The sequence below is a fragment of the Streptomyces hypolithicus genome, assembly GCF_052934925.1.
This window is the reverse complement of sequence record NZ_CM128811.1, coordinates 4,179,571-4,195,041: the sequence shown is the minus strand read 5'-3', so window position 1 is coordinate 4,195,041 and position 15,471 is coordinate 4,179,571. Positions and strand designations below refer to the sequence as shown.

Here is a 15,471-nt window from a genome sequence, read left to right as displayed (position 1 = left end):
CCCGTACAACCGTGCCGATGCCTGCCGCTCAGTCGCGGTACAGCTCGCACTTGTCGATGTAGCGCACCACACCGTCCGGAACGAGATACCAGACCGGGTCACCCTGCGCCACCCTCGCCCGGCAGTCCGTCGAGGAGATGGCGAGGGCCGGCACCTCGACCAGGGAGACGCCCCCCTTGGGCAGACCGTCGTCGGTCAGGTGGTGCCCCGGCCGGGTCACTCCGATGAAGTGCGAGAGCGAGAACAGCTCCTCCGCGTCCCGCCAGGTGAGGATCTGCGAGAGGGCGTCCGCGCCGGTGATGAAGAAGAGATCCGCGTCGGAGTTGGCCGCCCGCAGATCGCGCAGTGTGTCGATCGTGTACGTCGGACCGCCGCGGTCGATGTCGATCCGGCTCACCGAGAACTGCGGATTGGACGCCGTGGCGATGACCGTCATCAGATAGCGGTCCTCGGCCGGGGAGACCTGCTTGTGGCTCTTCTGCCACGGCTGCCCGGTCGGCACGAACACCACCTCGTCGAGGTGGAAGTGCGCTGCCACCTCACTGGCCGCCACCAGGTGTCCGTGGTGGATCGGATCGAACGTCCCGCCCATCACACCGAGCCGGCGTTTGCCCGCGGCGCTGGGCACCCTGTGCTCTTCCATGCGTGCAGAGCCTACTGGCCCGCTCTCGCGGCCCCGCCTCAGCGGTCGCGGTTGAAACGCGTGGTGATCCAGAGCAGCAGGATGAGCGCGACGAACGCGCCCGCGCCGGTGAAGTAGGGGTTCAGGGACTCGTGGTTGCCGCCGTGTTCGCCGCCCTCGCCGGAGGCAAGGGTCACGAGGGAGGCAGCGGTGCTGTGGAGGCTCATCTTCGGCAGGACCTATCGGGAGTCGGAGCGGAGACTTCGCGCACATCGTATGCGGGCCACCCGGGCACGCTCACGCCGACTCAGTCGTTGACGCAGTGACCGGGCCAGGGAACCGGCCCGGCGCGCGCCGCGTCAGCGCATACGCTGGGACCGTCCGGGGGACGGGAAACACTCGTAGACAGGGGGCCATCCATGACAGACGGCAATCACGAGCATGTGCCAAGCCGCAACCGCCGGCGCTTCCCGGGCATCTCCTCCCGGGCGTACGAGCACCCGGCGGACCGCTCGGCCCTGGTCGCCCTGCGCAAGCTGACCGGCTTCGACACCGTGTTCAAGGCCCTCAGCGGACTGCTTCCCGAGCGCAGCCTGCGGCTGCTCTTCCTCTCCGACTCGGTGCGGGTCGGCGAGACCCAGTTCGCGCACCTGCACGCCATGCTGCGGGACGCGTGCTACATCCTGGACCTGGAGAAGGTCCCGCCGATGTACGTCTCCCAGGACCCGAAGCCCAACGCCATGTGCATCGGCCTGGACGAGCCGATCATCGTGGTCACCACCGGCCTGGTCGAGTTGCTCGACGAGGAGGAGATGCGGGCGGTCGTCGGCCACGAGGTGGGCCACGCGCTGTCCGGTCACTCCGTCTACCGCACGATCCTGCTCTTCCTCACCGGTCTCGCGCTCAAGGTCGCCTGGATTCCGCTCGGCAACATCGCGATCATGGCGATCGTGACGGCGCTGCGCGAGTGGTTCCGCAAGTCGGAGCTCTCCGCGGACCGGGCCGGTCTGCTGGTCGGCCAGGACCTCCAGGCGTCGATGCGCGGCCTGATGAAGATCGCCGGAGGCAACCACCTGCACGAGATGAACGTGGACGCGTTCCTTGAGCAGGCCGAGGAGTACGAGGCGGGCGGGGACCTGCGCGACTCCGTGCTGAAGATCCTCAACGTCCTGCCGCGCTCGCACCCGTTCACCACGGTCCGGGCGGCCGAGCTGAAGAAGTGGGCGGCCGGCCGCGACTACCAGCGGCTCATGGACGGCCACTACCCGAGGCGTGACGAGGACGGCGACACCTCCGTCACGGACTCGTTCCGCGATTCGGCGTCGCACTACGCCGACACCGTGCGGACCAGCAAGGACCCGCTGATGAAGCTCGTCGGCGACCTCGCGGGCGGGGCGAACGATCTCGGAGGCAAGCTGCGCGGCGCATTCGGCGGCCCCAAGCCCGGCCCCACCACCCCGCCCGACGACACACCTCCCGGCACCCCCTGAGAGGCAATCCGGCCCCGCGTGGCAGCCGTGCGGGGTCGGTAAATCCAGCCCCCGCTTGGCAGCCGTGCAGGACCAAATCCAGCCCGTCCGGCGATTGAGGACCGGGGTCCGGGGCGGAGCCCCGCGTCCCCGCCGGCGCCTTACCGGCCGCCGCCCCGCAGCCCCGGCGAAGCGCCCGGCATCGCACCCGGCGCAAACGTCCCGCACAGCGCCGTAGCACCCGGCCCCGTGGCGTACGGGTCGGTCCCTGCCGGTCCCTCCTTCGCGGCCCGCTGCCCGGCCGTCACCGGCCGCAGGTGGCTCGCCCCGCCCGGGGCGGCGCACGCCTGCGGCCCGGCCTGGACGTACGCGCCCAGCAGCTCGGCCCGGTGCATCCGCAGGTCGTCGCGGTCGAACCGGAACCTCAGCTCACGCCGCACGGTGAACAGCGACGCGGGCGACCCGGTCGAACCGTCCGCTCCGGCCGGCCGTACCGCGTACACGAATGTGTGGTCGGAGGTCACGTCCAGACGGCCGGTCTCCGTCTCCTCGACCCGCAGCACGCCCCGGACCCGCACCTGCGGGCTCGCCTGCGCCACCTGCGCCGGGTCGAAGCGCACCAGCCACCCCGTGGCCGCGTGCCGCCCGTCGTCGGCGGGGGCGTCCAGGCTGCGGTCGAACTGGCCCAGCTGGTCGGGATCGAGCAGCGCCCGCACCGGCCGTGCGGTGGACGCCGTGGCCCCCCACACCACCTCGGGGTCGAGCGACGACGTGACGAGGTAGTCCTTCGCGATGGTCAACGCGGCCATCACCTGGCCCTCCGAGAAGTGCGCGGTACGCCGCACGGCCGGCAGAGTGACCCCGTCCGCGCCGGTACGGAACTGCGCCGCCGGGCTGCGCGCGAAGAGCTCTGCGGGCCTGCCACCCGACACCACGCCCTCCGGGGCCAGCGGCACCACCGTGGTCCGCAGCGCCCCGGTGTGCAGGGCGGGCGGGGGCTGGTACGGGTGGCGCACGCCCAGGTAGATCGCCGTACCGAAGGCGACCGCGATCATCAGGACGAGTAGCAGCGCCTGCGCACCCGCCCCGCCCCGCCGCCTGCGGCCTGGGCCGCCGGGCCCAGCACCGCCGTGGCGGACGGCCTGGCGGGCCTGCCACGCCGACCGGCTCCGGACCGACTTCTCCTGCTTCTCGTGGTCGTCCAGGCGCTCCTGCGCCGAGAACTCCTGAAGCCGGGCAGCCCGCACAAACGATTCGTCGAAGACGACGGACCGGTATTCGTCGTCGGGGCCGCCCGGGGGGCCCTCGGGGGGACCTTCGGGGGGACCTTCGGGGGGACCTTCGGGGGGACCTTCGGGCGGCTTTTCGCGGCCTGCCATGACTTCTCCCGACCTCCTCCTCCGCACCAACCGAAGCCGCCGCGCCACGCCCCGTTATGGCCGCGAGCGCACCGAGTAGGGCCTGTCCGTCATGAGTTCAGGGTAGGTCGTCGACGTCGTTCGCGATCGACGGCCGCCATGAAGAGGAAACGTCCAGGTGGGCGACTGCTGTCAAGGGTTGCTGTCAGGGGTTGCTGTCAGGGTGCGGAGCGCGGCACCGCGGACACGGCGGGCACCGCGGAGACCGCGGGCGCCGAGTGCTCGGCGGACGCCGAAGGACCGCCCGGCCGGGAGTTGTCGCTGGTCGCAGGCGGCGGCACCTGGTCCTGACGGGCCCCGGACGCCCCCCGGTATACGGCGCTGAACGCGAGCGCCACCATCCCGATGCCCAGCAGCAGGGCCAGCATCCACGCCACCGGACGGTGCCAGCGCGCGTGTCCGCGGTACGGGCGAAGGCCCCCGCCGTGCCGCCCGTGGAAACCGTCCTCCGCGTCCTCGTCGTCGGCGCAGGCAGGACCGTACGCGCCGTCGTGGCCGGGTTCGCGCAGGCCGTACCCGGCGCCGTACAGCTCGTCGAAGAGGTCGTCGTCCGAGGGGGCCTTGCCGGCCCGCGCCCGGGTGGCTTCCGCGTCGGCGCGCGCCTGGGCGGCCGACAGCAGCCGCTCCACGGCGCTCGGTTCGTGGATCTCGGCGGCTCGTACGAAGTCCTCGTCGAACACCACGGAGGCGAAGTACTCATCCGCGCCTCCGCGGTCGTCGTCGGGCTCCCAGCCGTCCTGGAACGGCCTGCCCCCCACGTCGTCCGGCACTCGTTCAGCGTAGCCCCGGACGGGCGTTTTGGGCAGAGAACGTGCGAACCGGAGCGGGTTACCGGGTGTGGCCGTCTCCGGTGACGATGTACTTCGTCGAGGTCAGTTCGGGCAGCCCCATCGGTCCGCGCGCGTGCAGCTTCTGCGTCGAGATCCCGATCTCGGCCCCGAAGCCGAACTGTCCGCCGTCCGTGAAGCGCGTGGACGCGTTCACGGCGACCGTCGTCGAGTCCACCAACTGGGTGAAGCGGCGGGCCGCGGCCTGCGAGGTCGTGACGATGGCCTCGGTGTGCCCGGACGTCCAGCGCCGGATGTGGGTGACGGCCCCGTCCAGTGAGTCGACGACGGCGGCGGCGATGTCGTACGACAGGTACTCCGTCTCCCAGTCCTCCGCGGTGGCCGGCACGACGGTCGCCTTGGAGCCTTCGCCGTACGCGAGCACCTGCTCGTCCCCGTGGACGGTGACGCCCGCCTCGGCGAGCGCCTGCAGGGCGCGCGGCAGGAAGGCGTCCGCGATGTCCTGGTGGACCAGGAGCGTCTCGGCGGAGTTGCAGACGCTGGGGCGCTGAGCCTTGGAGTTGATGAGGATGTCGACCGCCATGGTGAGGTCGGCCTCGGCGTCGACGTACACGTGGCAGTTGCCGGTGCCCGTCTCGATGACGGGGACGGTGGATTCCTCGACGACCGTACGGATCAGTGAGGCCCCGCCGCGCGGGATCAGCACGTCGACCAGGCCCCGGGCGCGCATCAGTTCCCGTACCGAATCCCGGGACTCCCCCGGCACCAGCTGGACCGCGTCGGCGGGCAGGCCGGCCGCGGCGACGGCGTCGCGCAGGACGCCGACGAGCGCGGTGTTGGAGGCGTACGCCGAGGACGAGCCGCGCAGCAGCACCGCGTTGCCGGACTTCAGGCACAGCGCGGCCGCGTCCACGGTGACGTTCGGGCGGGCCTCGTAGATGATCCCGACGACACCGAGCGGCACCCGGATCTGGCGCAGGTCGATGCCGTTGGGCAGGGTCGAACCGCGTACGACCTCGCCGACCGGGTCGGGCAGCGCGGCCACGTCCCGCACGTCGGAGGCGATGGCCGCGACCCGCTGCGGGGTCAGCGTCAGCCGGTCGACGACGGTCTCGCTGGTACTGGCGGCCCGCGCCCGCTCGACGTCCTGGGCGTTGGCCGCCACGATCTCCTCCGTACGGGCCTCCAGCGCGTCGGCGACGGCCAGCAGCGCGGCGTCCTTGGCGGCGCGCGGGAGCGGCGCGATCTCGGCGGCGGCGGCGCGGGCCCGCCCGGCGGTCAGCATGACCGGGGAGGACGCCGCGGAGGACGCCGGGGTGTGCGGCGCGGGCGGGGACGCGGAGTCGGCGGGAGACGTGTGCGAGGTCATGCCCGCAGGGTAATGCGCCCCCTGCCGGCACAGGCCGGCAATCCCGCTCCGCGAGACGGCCTGCTCACGGCTCAATACAGGTGGCTCAACGGTGGCTCAATATGGGGGGGCTCAATACGGGTGTACGCCGACCGGTGCGGCGGGCAGCGGACCGAAGCCTTCGGCGATCCGCAGGTGGTAGGTGTCCCGGTCGATGACCTCCAGGCCCACGATCTCCCACGGCGGCAGCTTCGACGACGCCCGGTGCTCGCCCCACAGCCGCAGGGCCACGGCAGCGGCGTCGTGCAGGTCGCGGGCCTCTTCCCAGTAGCGGATCTCCGCGTGATCATTGGCGTATCTGCTGGTCAGCAGGAAAGGGTGGTCGTGGGCGAGCTGTTCGAGGCCTCTTCTGACGTCCGCCAGCGGGGCTTCGGCGCCCGAGACGCTGAGGGTGATGTGCCAGAGCCGCGACGCCTCCCGGCTGCCGTGGATCTCCCGGCCGGCGGCCGGTCCCTGATCAGGCTCCGGGCGGTCGTCGAAGTCGGCTCCAGCCCCGACACTCGTCAGGGCACGCTCGGACGTCCCTCGGGGCAGCGCCCCCGGACGCGCTCGTCTCACCGGCGGCCTCCTGTAATGCGTTGTTGTGCCGAGCCAGCGCCGTATACCGCGCCTTGTCCCGCGCCGTACCCCGCAACGCGTCCCGCAACAAAGTTGACCAGTCCTGGGCCCGGCGCGGGGCGCTTTTCGTGAAGGTCTCCGGCCCGAGGCCGGACTTTCAGCCGTTTCAGGGGTGGAGAAGCACCAGATCGTCCCTGTGTACGACTTCGCGCTCGTACGCCGGCCCGAGCTCCTTCGCCAGGTCACGCGTGGAGCGGCCGAGCAGCTGCGGGATCTCCTTGGCATCGTAGTTGACGAGTCCGCGGGCGACGGCCCGGCCCGCCGGGTCCCGCAGCTCCACCGGGTCGCCGGCGCTGAACTCCCCCTCTACGCCCGCGATTCCGGCGGGCAGCAGTGACGTACGCCGCTCCACCACGGCCCGTACCGCCCCCTCGTCGAGCGTGAGCGCGCCCTGCGGCGTCGACGCGTGGGCGAGCCACAGCAGCCGGTCCGCGCTGCGCCGGCCGGTGCGGTGGAAGTGGGTGCCCGTGTCGCGGCCCGCGAGGGCGTCGGCGGCGCGGCCGGCGGAGGTGAGGACGACGGGGATGCCGGCGGCCGCGGCGATACGGGCCGCCTCGACCTTGGTGACCATGCCGCCGGTGCCTACGCCTGCCTTGCCGGCGCTGCCGATGCTGACGTGCGCGATGTCGCCGGGGCCGCGCACCTCGGCGATGCGCGCGGTGTCGGGGGTGCTGGGGTCGCCGTCATAGAGCCCCTCGACATCCGAGAGCAGCACCAGCAGGTCGGCCCGTACGAGATGGGCGACGAGCGCGGCGAGCCGGTCGTTGTCTCCGAAGCGGATCTCGTCCGTGGCCACGGTGTCGTTCTCGTTGACGACGGGGACCGCGCCCATGGCGATGAGCTGGTCCAGCGTCCGGTAGGCGTTGCGGTAGTGGGCGCGGCGGCTGGTGTCGTCGGTGGTGAGCAGCACCTGGCCGACGCGTACGCCGTAGCGCGCGAAGGAGGCGGTGTAGCGGGCCACGAGGAGGCCCTGGCCGACGCTGGCGGCGGCCTGTTGGCGGGCCAGGTCCCTGGGGCGGCGGGCGAGCCCGAGGGGCGCGAGTCCGGCGGCGATGGCGCCGCTGGAGACGAGAACGATCTCCTTCTCGCCACCGCTGCGTGCCGTGGCGAGTACGTCGACGAGTGCGTCGACCCGGTCCGCGTCGAGGCCGCCCGACGCGGTGGTCAGTGAGGAGGAGCCGACCTTGACGACGATCCTGCGTGCCTCCGCGACGCCCTGCCTTGCCCGTGACACGTACACACCCCACTCTTGTTCGCCCGGCTGTCCCCGCAATGTACGTGAGCGGGTCGCGGCGGCGCCCGCGCATTTCGCCCGCTGGACGGGCCCGGCCCCCCGGCTCCGGCTCCTCCCTCCCCGCACCGGCCAGAACGTGAGGGGCGCGCGGGGCGCGACGAGGAAGGCAGCCGGTAGGTGACAGCCCCTCAGGAGCGGGCGATCCGACCGGAGACCGCGCCCCGCGCCATCCGTCGCAGCTTGCGCACGACGCGCCGCGCGAAGGACGGTCTGGGTCTGGCGGCGTTCTTCTGCGGCTTCACCGGGGCGACCCGGACCCCGGCGACCCACTCCGGGACGACCACGGCGAACATCTCGTCGGGTACGCCGGCCGCCGTGTCCCCGAAGTGCGGGTAGGCGAGGTACGGCTTGCCCGCCGAGCCCTTGCGGACGACTTCCGGCACCTCCTCCGCCTTGAGGAACGTCAGGTGTTTCTCCAGGAGATCGGCGCGGCCCTCGGCGACGTAATACATCCGCAGTCGCTCCGGCACCTTCAGCCGGCGGGCCACGCCGGGCGTCCAGTACTTGTCGGTGAGCGGCTGGGCCAGCTCGATCTTGTTCTGGCGGGCGCCGTTCTTCTCCTTCAGCCAGCGGTGATCGAATTGCGGAAGCAGGGTGATCACGAATGGGCGGATCATCAGCTCGTCGCGTTTTTCGCCCGGCGGGAAGAATTCGGCGATCAGGTCCATGAGGGCCGTCGCAGAATCGAACCGCATCGCGTAACTGCCGCTCTGCGTGATGTGCTTGCCGTCGTCCCGGCGCACGATGTAAAGGCAGACGTAGTCGGCCACGATGGAGACCGCGGAACTGCGAACATACGCTTCAAGAGTGAAGCGCGCGTCCTCGCCTGTATACAGCTGCTGATCGAAGCGCATGTTGTGCTTCTCCAGCAGTTCACGCCTGAACAGCTTTTCCGCGCTGAGCGTGAATTTGATGTTGGACGAGAAGAGGTCCGTACGCTCCAGGGTGCGGCCGAACATGGACTTCGGCGCACCGCGTCCGACGCCCTCGATCTTCCCCAGGACGACGTCCGTTCCGTTGCGGTCGGCCATGGCGACCATCCGCTCCAGCGCCTCGGTGCCGAGGTAGTCGTCGGCGTCGAGGAAGAACACGTAGCGACCGCGGGCCATGCCGAGCCCGACGTTGCGGGGCTTGCTCGGTCCGCCGGAGTTCTCCTGGTGGACGACGCGCGTGGCGACTTTGCTCCGGACCGCGAAGTCGTCGAGGTACTCGCCGGTCCCGTCGGTCGAGCCGTCATCGACAGCCACGATCTCAATGCGGTCGGCGCCCAGCGTCTGGGCCTCGACCGACTCAAGGCAGGGGATCAGGTACGGCATCGCCTCGTAAGCCCCGATGATCACGGTTACATCGGGAATCTCAGCGGGGGCCATGCCCGTCTCATTCTCGTTCATCAACATCCAAGACAGTCCGCACATGGGTGGGGTTGTTCACCATCGTCACTTTTTCACGTGATGCACGCCACATCACACACGAACAGCCCGGCGGAACGTCCCGAAGGACGCCCCCCCGGGGCCGTTCTTGTGACTGTGTGCGGTTTTCGACCGCCAGTGCGGCCCGTGAGAGCGGGGACGGGCCGAGGTCAGCCGGTCACGGTCGAGTCGAGCCCGCAGGACTCCGGAGCGGAGTCGCTCGGGTCCGCCGCGGTGACGGCGATCTCCACGCCGGTGCGCTGAGCCACACCCAGGTTGCGGACCTCCGACGCGGCCGCGAGGGCTCGTACCGCGTCGTTGAACTGCACGATGGACGGGGGCTCGTCGGGGCCGAGCAGGTACGTCTTCAGCTCACGCCGCGCCTCGGCCAGCGCGTCCGCGCGCTCGCCCGCGGTGACGGTGGCGAGCAGTTCGCCGAGCTCGGCCGCGTCGTTGGAGAGGATCACGGCGGCGCGTACGGCGGTGTTCTGCCGCTTGAACTCCTCCACGCCCAGCTCCGCCGAGTCGGTCACCGCGTACGGCTTGCCGCTCGCGATGAAGTCCGAGACGACGCTGGAGATGTCGGAGACCATGCCGTCGGATTCGTTGAAGCAGTCGTACAGGTGCGGCTCGGGGCCGGTGATCACCCGGTGCTCCCACCACCCGAACGAACGCCAGTACGCCGCGTTCCAGGTGTGCCGCAGCTGCGCCAGCTCCGCCTCGCGGGCCGGGTCGGCCAGCGCGTCACGTGACTTCTCGGCTTCGTCCTGGCCGTTCTGGCCGTTCTTGCCGCTATTGGGCTTGCCGTTGCCACCGAGCTCGCCGAGGCGTTCCTCGATACGGTCCAGCTCGGCCCGCGCCGCGAGCTGCTGCGAGCGCAGCGCGGCCCCCTCCTCCGCCCAGCGGGGGTCGGTCGCCCGGCCCGCGGCCGCCGTCTCGACCATGGCGGTGATGCGGGCGTGGACGGCCTTCGCCACGGGGCTGCGGGTCCCGGTGAAGGGGTGCGGCTTGTACAGGACCCGCACCGGCTCAGGGTTCGCCAGCAGTTGCCCCACGATGTTCTCGCCGGCCAGCAGGAGCGAGGTGTTCCCCGGGTTGTCGTCCCAGCCCTCCCAGGTGGGGGCGTACAGCACGGTCGGAACCGGGTGCTTCGGGGCGCCGCTCCAGGTCTGGATCGGGGCGAGCTGCGGGCGGCCCACCTCGACGATGTCCTCGTCGCGGACACCGACGTCAGCGAGCGCGAACCGGTCGCGTCCGGCCCGGCCGGCGCTCCACACCTCGTCGTAGACCTTGCTGTACGGGTTGATGCTCGCGACCTTGTCGCTGTCGCCGTGTCCGATGAAGACGTGCTTCATCGTGGGCACGCGCAGCAGGTGGATGTTCTTGCCGACGTTGGCGGCGTAGAGCGCGACGCGGACCGTGGAGAGGTCCAGGTTCATCAGGTGTGTGGCGCTCGGGACACAGATCATCGGCACCGAGGTCGGGGCGAGCTGCGGCACGATGTGGCGCTCTCGCAGGATGATCAGCGGCCGGCCGTCGAGCTGCTTCATCGTGTCCAGCCACATGTTGACCTGGTACGCCGACTCGCGGGAGCCGGAGAAGTACAGCACGACGTTCGGACGGTACTCGCGCAGCCAGTCGTCGATCGACGCCAGGACGGTGTCCACCGGCGGGACCCGGCGCCCGGGCCGCAGGTAGGGCGTCAGCGCCGCGAGGTAGGCCACCCCCAGGCCCAGGCTGACCGCCAGGCCGGCGTAGCCGATGGCGTACGTGCCGCTCTCGACCGCGATCAGCACACCCGCCAGGGCGAAGACGTCGAGGTGCAGCATCTTCTCCGCGGACCGGTGCAGCAGCGCCTTGGGCGGCGCCGCCGGGATGTTCAGCGCGCCGAGGTCGATGTTGCGGGTCACGACCGGCATCCTGCGGCGCATCCTGATCAGGGCCACGAGCGCGCCGTGCGGCGCCTGGAACCCGTAGAAAAGCAGCAGCCCGGCGATCGTCACGTAGAAGATGCGCTGGTCGGCGAACTCCATGCGGGCCAGCAGCAGGATCAGCAGCAGCTGGCGCACCAGGAACCGGATGGACAGACCGGCCCGGACCTTGCCGAGACGATTGATCAGATAACTGCCGCAGCGGTGCAGGTAATGGTCGGCGACGTACGTCGCGACCCCCGCTCCCGCGAAGATCCAGAGATTCGGGATCAGGGCGGCCAGCATTATGCACGGGTAGCCCAGCCCGATGACTGCAGCGGCGGCCAGTTCGGAACCGCTGCCCACGCGGGCCAGGCGGATGGCGGTCGAAATCACGAAGAACCTGCTCCATAGGGTGCCGGTTGTTTTTATGATCGAGAGGAGAGCGTCAGGCAGAGAAGCGCGTAGGCCGACGCCACGAACTCGGGCCTCTGTTCATCGCCCTATTGGCGACCACAGAGGCCCGAATTGTCAATTGTCAAGCAGTATTACACATCTTCCTGCCGATCAAGAACAGCCGCCAGCGCCTGCTCGAAACCGGACGCCTCCGACGCCGCACGGGTCGGGTCCACCTGCCGTACGTCGATGACGTGACCGGTGAGTTCCGACAGCAGCACGTCCAGCGACGTCCGCGCCACCGCCTCGGAGGACAGCAGCGAACCGGCCGGCTCGTCGCCGAACGCCTTGGTGCGCATAGGAGTTGCCGTGCGCTCCGGGTTGACGCAGTTGACGCGCACGCCTTCGGTCGCCCACTCGTCCGCGAGAGCCTGGGTGAGATTCACCATGGCGGCCTTCGTGGAGGAGTAGAGGCTGTACTCGGCGCGGCCGCGGGTGTAGCTGCTGGAGGTGTAGAGCAGCAGCTGGCCCTTGGTCTCGGCGAGGTACTTGTGCGAGGCGCGGGCGATCTGCACGGGGGCCAGGTAGTTGACGTTCAGCGCTTCCTGGATGGTCGTGTTGTCCGTCTCGGCGAGCTTGCCGATGCGGAGCACGCCCGCCGTGTTGATCACGTAGTCGATCCGGCCGGTCTCCGAGTACGCCTTCGACAGCGCGTCGTCGACGTGCTCGGGGTTCTCGACGTGCGTCCCGGTGGTGGAGCGGCCCAGGGCGTACACCTGGGCGCCGTAACTCTCGGCGAGGGCGGCGATGTCCGCGCCGATGCCGTACGAACCGCCGAAGACGACCAGGGTCTTGCCGGCCAGCAGTTCGCGGTAGGCGGCCTCGTCGGCCTGCTGCGGGGAGGCTGTGGTGGCGAGCTGGAAGAGCTTGTCGGCGATGAAGACGTCGACGGGCTGCGTCACCTTCATGTTGTACTCGTCACCCGCGACGACGTAGATCGGCACGTCCGGCAGGTACTTCAGCACCACCGAACAGTCGTCGGTGGCCTGGAAGTTGGGGTCGTCGGCGGCGACCTCGTACGCCCTGCGCACGGTCGACAGCTTGAAGGCCTGCGGCGTCTGGCCACGGCGCAGCCGGGACCGGTCGGGGACCTCGGTGATGAACTCGCCGTCGCCGCCGTGCGTGCGCGTCACGATGATCGTGTCGGCGGACGGGATGGCGACGTCGACCGCCTCGTAGCGCTCCAGCGCGTCGACACAGTCCTGGATCACGCGCTGTGACAGCAAGGGGCGCACCGCGTCGTGGAAGAGGACATTGCGGTCCTCACCCTCGGCGAGGCCCTCGCCGAGCGCGGAAATGGCGCGCTCGGTGGTCTCGTTGCGCGTCGCACCGCCCTCGATGATCCTGCTGACCTTCTTCAGGCCCGCCTTGGCGACGATGTTCTCGACGTCCGGGACGAAGCCCGGCGCCATCAACACGACGATGTCGTCGATGCATTCGGCCTGCTCGAAGATCGACAGCGTGTGCTCGATGACCGCCTTGCCCGCGATCTTCAGCAACTGCTTGGGAATCGACAGACCCACGCGCTGACCGGTACCGCCGGCGAGCACTACTGCTGTGGTTCGGGGCTTCGCTACGCGCTGCACAGACACACACGACCTACCTTGTGAGGGTTGGGAGACATTTGCGATGGTCGCACTCTCCGTCACCGTCTCGCAAGATGGACGTCCTTCTGCCGACACCTGTACGAAACCGACTCACAGTACGTCCGACGAAAAACGGACGGGCCGGATCTCCCCGCGCAACACCGTGAAGGTGCAGCCCGGCGAAATCCGGCCCGTCCGTTGATTCGAGAACCCGTCCCGCAGGGGTTAGAACGGGTCGAACTCGTCGTACTCGCGCTGTGCGTCGTCACGCTCGGCCTCGCGGTCACGGCGGCGGGTGGCCGCCGGACGCGGGGCCTCCAGGCGGTGGTCCTCGCCTCGGCGGCCCAGCATCTCCGCTCCGGCCATCATGGTCGGCTCCCAGTCGAAGACGACCGCGTTCTCCTCGGGTCCGATCGCGACCGCGTCGCCCGCATTGGCGCCCGCCTTCATCAGCCGGTCCTCGACACCGAGGCGGCTCAGGCGATCCGCGAGGTAGCCGACGGCCTCGTCGTTGCTGAAGTCGGTCTGACGGATCCAGCGCTCCGGCTTCTCGCCGCGCACGCGGTAGACGCCGTCCTCCTCGGTGACCGTGAAGCCTGCGTCGTCGACGGCCTTCGGGCGGATGACGACCCGGGTCGCCTCCTCCTTCGGCTTCGCCGCGCGCGCCTTGGACACGACCTCGGCGAGCGCGAAGGACAGCTCCTTGAGCCCCGTGCGCGCGACGGCGGACGCCTCGAAGACGCGGTAGCCGCGCGCCTCCAGGTCCGGGCGGATCATGTCCGCGAGGTCCTGCCCGTCCGGGATGTCGATCTTGTTGAGGACGACCACGCGCGGCCGGTCGTCGAGCCCGCCGTACTGCGACAGTTCCTCCTCGATGACGTCGAGGTCAGAGAGCGGGTCACGGTCGGACTCCAGCGTCGCGGTGTCCAGTACGTGCACGAGCACCGAGCAGCGCTCGACGTGCCGCAGGAACTCCAGGCCGAGGCCGCGGCCCTGGCTGGCGCCCGGGATGAGGCCGGGAACGTCCGCGATCGTGTAGACGGTCGAACCCGCGGTGACGACACCGAGGTTCGGTACGAGCGTGGTGAACGGGTAGTCCGCGATCTTCGGCTTGGCGGCGCTGAGCACCGAGATCAGCGAGGACTTGCCGGCGCTCGGGTAACCGACCAGCGCCACGTCGGCGACGGTCTTGAGCTCCAGGACGACGTCGCCGCCCTTGCCCGGCTCACCGAGCAGCGCGAAGCCGGGCGCCTTGCGGCGGGCCGAGGACAGTGCCGCGTTGCCGAGGCCGCCGCGGCCGCCCTCACCCGCGACGTACGTCGTGCCCTCGCCGACCATGTCGGCCAGGACGTTGCCGTCGCGGTCGAGGACCACGGTGCCGTCGGGCACCGGCAGGACCAGGTCCTGGCCGTCCTTGCCGCTGCGGTTGTCGCCCGCGCCGGGCTGGCCGTTGGTGGCCTTGCGGTGCGGGCTGTGGTGGTAGTCAAGCAGCGTGGTCACGGACTGGTCGACGACGAGGGTGACGTCGCCGCCACGCCCGCCGTTGCCGCCGTCAGGACCGCCAAGCGGCTTGAACTTCTCACGGTGTACGGAGGCGCAGCCGTGGCCTCCGTTACCCGCGGCGACATGCAGTTCGACGCGGTCCACGAAGGTGGTCATGGGTGGGTCCTCCAGTACATACGAAAATGTCTACATACGTAACGCGCCAAGGGCGGCCGCGCTTCCCCGTCACCCGGGAAAGTGCGTCCGCCCTCGGAAAGTGCTGTGTGTACCGCTCGACGAAGGCCGTGATTACTCGGCGATCGGAACGATGTTCACAACCTTGCGGCCACGGTGCGTGCCGAACTGAACCGCACCGGCGGCCAGCGCGAACAGCGTGTCGTCGCCGCCACGGCCGACGCCCGCGCCGGGGTGGAAGTGGGTGCCGCGCTGGCGGACCAGGATCTCACCGGCGTTGACAGCCTGACCGCCGAAGCGCTTAACGCCGAGCCGCTGGGCATTGGAGTCGCGACCGTTCCGAGTGGACGATGCGCCCTTCTTGTGTGCCATGTCTCAGTCCCTTACTTCGCAGCCGTGGGGATACCGGTGACCTTGATCGCCGTGTACTGCTGGCGGTGACCCTGGCGACGGCGGTAGCCGGTCTTGTTCTTGTACCGAAGGATGTCGATCTTGGCACCCTTGTGGTGGTCCACGACCTCGGCGGTGACCTTGATGCCGGCCAGGACCCACGGGTCGCTGGTGACGGCGTCGCCGTCGACAACGAGCAAGGTCGAGAGCTCGACCGTGTCGCCAACCTTGGCAGTGGAAATCTTGTCAACCTCAACGATGTCGTCGACAGCAACCTTGTGCTGGCGACCACCGCTGCGCACGATGGCGTACACGCGGATCTCTCTTTCGCTCGGAACGGGACCCCTGATGCCAGCCGCTCGCACGGGCCGGGGCCCGCGACGAATCCGAATGGACGAGCGGCCTCTGACAGCGCACCCCACGGAG

Annotated in this window: 14 protein-coding genes; 1 reads left to right on the top strand and 13 read right to left on the bottom strand. The window is 70.1% G+C overall.

Going from position 1 to position 15,471, the window contains the following annotated elements; genetic code table 11:
• Positions 1-28: 28 nt before the first annotated feature.
• Both nadD and ACU6WZ_RS19795 read right to left on the bottom strand, forming a co-directional pair.
• Positions 29-643, bottom strand: coding sequence for a nicotinate-nucleotide adenylyltransferase (gene nadD, locus ACU6WZ_RS19800; protein WP_447029418.1), 615 nt, complete (start codon positions 641-643; stop codon positions 29-31).
• Between the two features lie 38 nt (positions 644-681).
• Positions 682-849 carry a hypothetical protein gene (locus ACU6WZ_RS19795; protein ID WP_447029417.1) on the bottom strand — a complete coding sequence of 56 codons (168 nt, stop codon included), beginning with the start codon at positions 847-849 and terminating at the stop codon, positions 682-684.
• A gap of 192 nt (positions 850-1,041) precedes the next feature.
• Between ACU6WZ_RS19795 and ACU6WZ_RS19790 the strand changes: the two genes are divergently transcribed.
• The gene (locus tag ACU6WZ_RS19790) at positions 1,042-2,112 is read left to right on the top strand and encodes a M48 family metallopeptidase (RefSeq protein ID WP_447029416.1); all 1,071 of its coding nucleotides are present in this window, start codon (positions 1,042-1,044) and stop codon (positions 2,110-2,112) included.
• 140 nt (positions 2,113-2,252) lie between these two features.
• On the opposite strand, the gene ACU6WZ_RS19785 is transcribed toward ACU6WZ_RS19790, so the two are convergent.
• The 11 genes from ACU6WZ_RS19785 to rplU form a co-directional block, all read right to left on the bottom strand.
• On the bottom strand, positions 2,253-3,470 hold the full coding sequence (locus tag ACU6WZ_RS19785; RefSeq protein ID WP_447029414.1) for an SCO2583 family membrane protein: 1,218 nt from the start codon (positions 3,468-3,470) through the stop codon (positions 2,253-2,255).
• A 197-nt stretch (positions 3,471-3,667) separates the two neighbouring features.
• The gene (locus ACU6WZ_RS19780; protein WP_447029413.1) at positions 3,668-4,279 is read right to left on the bottom strand and encodes an SCO2584 family spore wall biosynthesis protein; all 612 of its coding nucleotides are present in this window, start codon (positions 4,277-4,279) and stop codon (positions 3,668-3,670) included.
• Positions 4,280-4,337: 58 nt separating this feature from the next.
• A complete protein-coding gene (locus tag ACU6WZ_RS19775; RefSeq protein WP_447034143.1) occupies positions 4,338-5,582 on the bottom strand; it encodes a glutamate-5-semialdehyde dehydrogenase in 1,245 nt (414 codons plus the stop codon).
• 195 nt (positions 5,583-5,777) lie between these two features.
• Positions 5,778-6,263: a DUF8830 family protein gene (locus tag ACU6WZ_RS19770; protein ID WP_447029412.1), complete on the bottom strand. Its 486-nt coding sequence runs from the start codon at positions 6,261-6,263 to the stop codon at positions 5,778-5,780.
• 166 nt (positions 6,264-6,429) lie between these two features.
• Complete coding sequence (proB, locus tag ACU6WZ_RS19765) at positions 6,430-7,557, bottom strand: glutamate 5-kinase (protein WP_447029410.1); 1,128 nt, start codon at positions 7,555-7,557, stop codon at positions 6,430-6,432.
• A 188-nt stretch (positions 7,558-7,745) separates the two neighbouring features.
• Complete coding sequence (locus tag ACU6WZ_RS19760) at positions 7,746-8,987, bottom strand: glycosyltransferase family 2 protein (RefSeq protein WP_447029409.1); 1,242 nt, start codon at positions 8,985-8,987, stop codon at positions 7,746-7,748.
• A 209-nt stretch (positions 8,988-9,196) separates the two neighbouring features.
• Positions 9,197-11,332 carry a hypothetical protein gene (locus ACU6WZ_RS19755; RefSeq protein WP_447029407.1) on the bottom strand — a complete coding sequence of 712 codons (2,136 nt, stop codon included), beginning with the start codon at positions 11,330-11,332 and terminating at the stop codon, positions 9,197-9,199.
• 152 nt (positions 11,333-11,484) lie between these two features.
• Positions 11,485-12,984: an SDR family NAD(P)-dependent oxidoreductase gene (locus ACU6WZ_RS19750; RefSeq protein ID WP_447029406.1), complete on the bottom strand. Its 1,500-nt coding sequence runs from the start codon at positions 12,982-12,984 to the stop codon at positions 11,485-11,487.
• A gap of 219 nt (positions 12,985-13,203) precedes the next feature.
• Entirely contained in the window at positions 13,204-14,637 is a 1,434-nt protein-coding gene (gene obgE, locus ACU6WZ_RS19745; protein ID WP_447029405.1) for a GTPase ObgE, read from the bottom strand.
• 132 nt (positions 14,638-14,769) lie between these two features.
• Positions 14,770-15,027: a 50S ribosomal protein L27 gene (rpmA, locus tag ACU6WZ_RS19740; RefSeq protein ID WP_361535646.1), complete on the bottom strand. Its 258-nt coding sequence runs from the start codon at positions 15,025-15,027 to the stop codon at positions 14,770-14,772.
• Positions 15,028-15,038: 11 nt separating this feature from the next.
• Positions 15,039-15,359: a 50S ribosomal protein L21 gene (gene rplU / locus ACU6WZ_RS19735; protein WP_363211177.1), complete on the bottom strand. Its 321-nt coding sequence runs from the start codon at positions 15,357-15,359 to the stop codon at positions 15,039-15,041.
• Positions 15,360-15,471 lie beyond the last annotated feature (112 nt).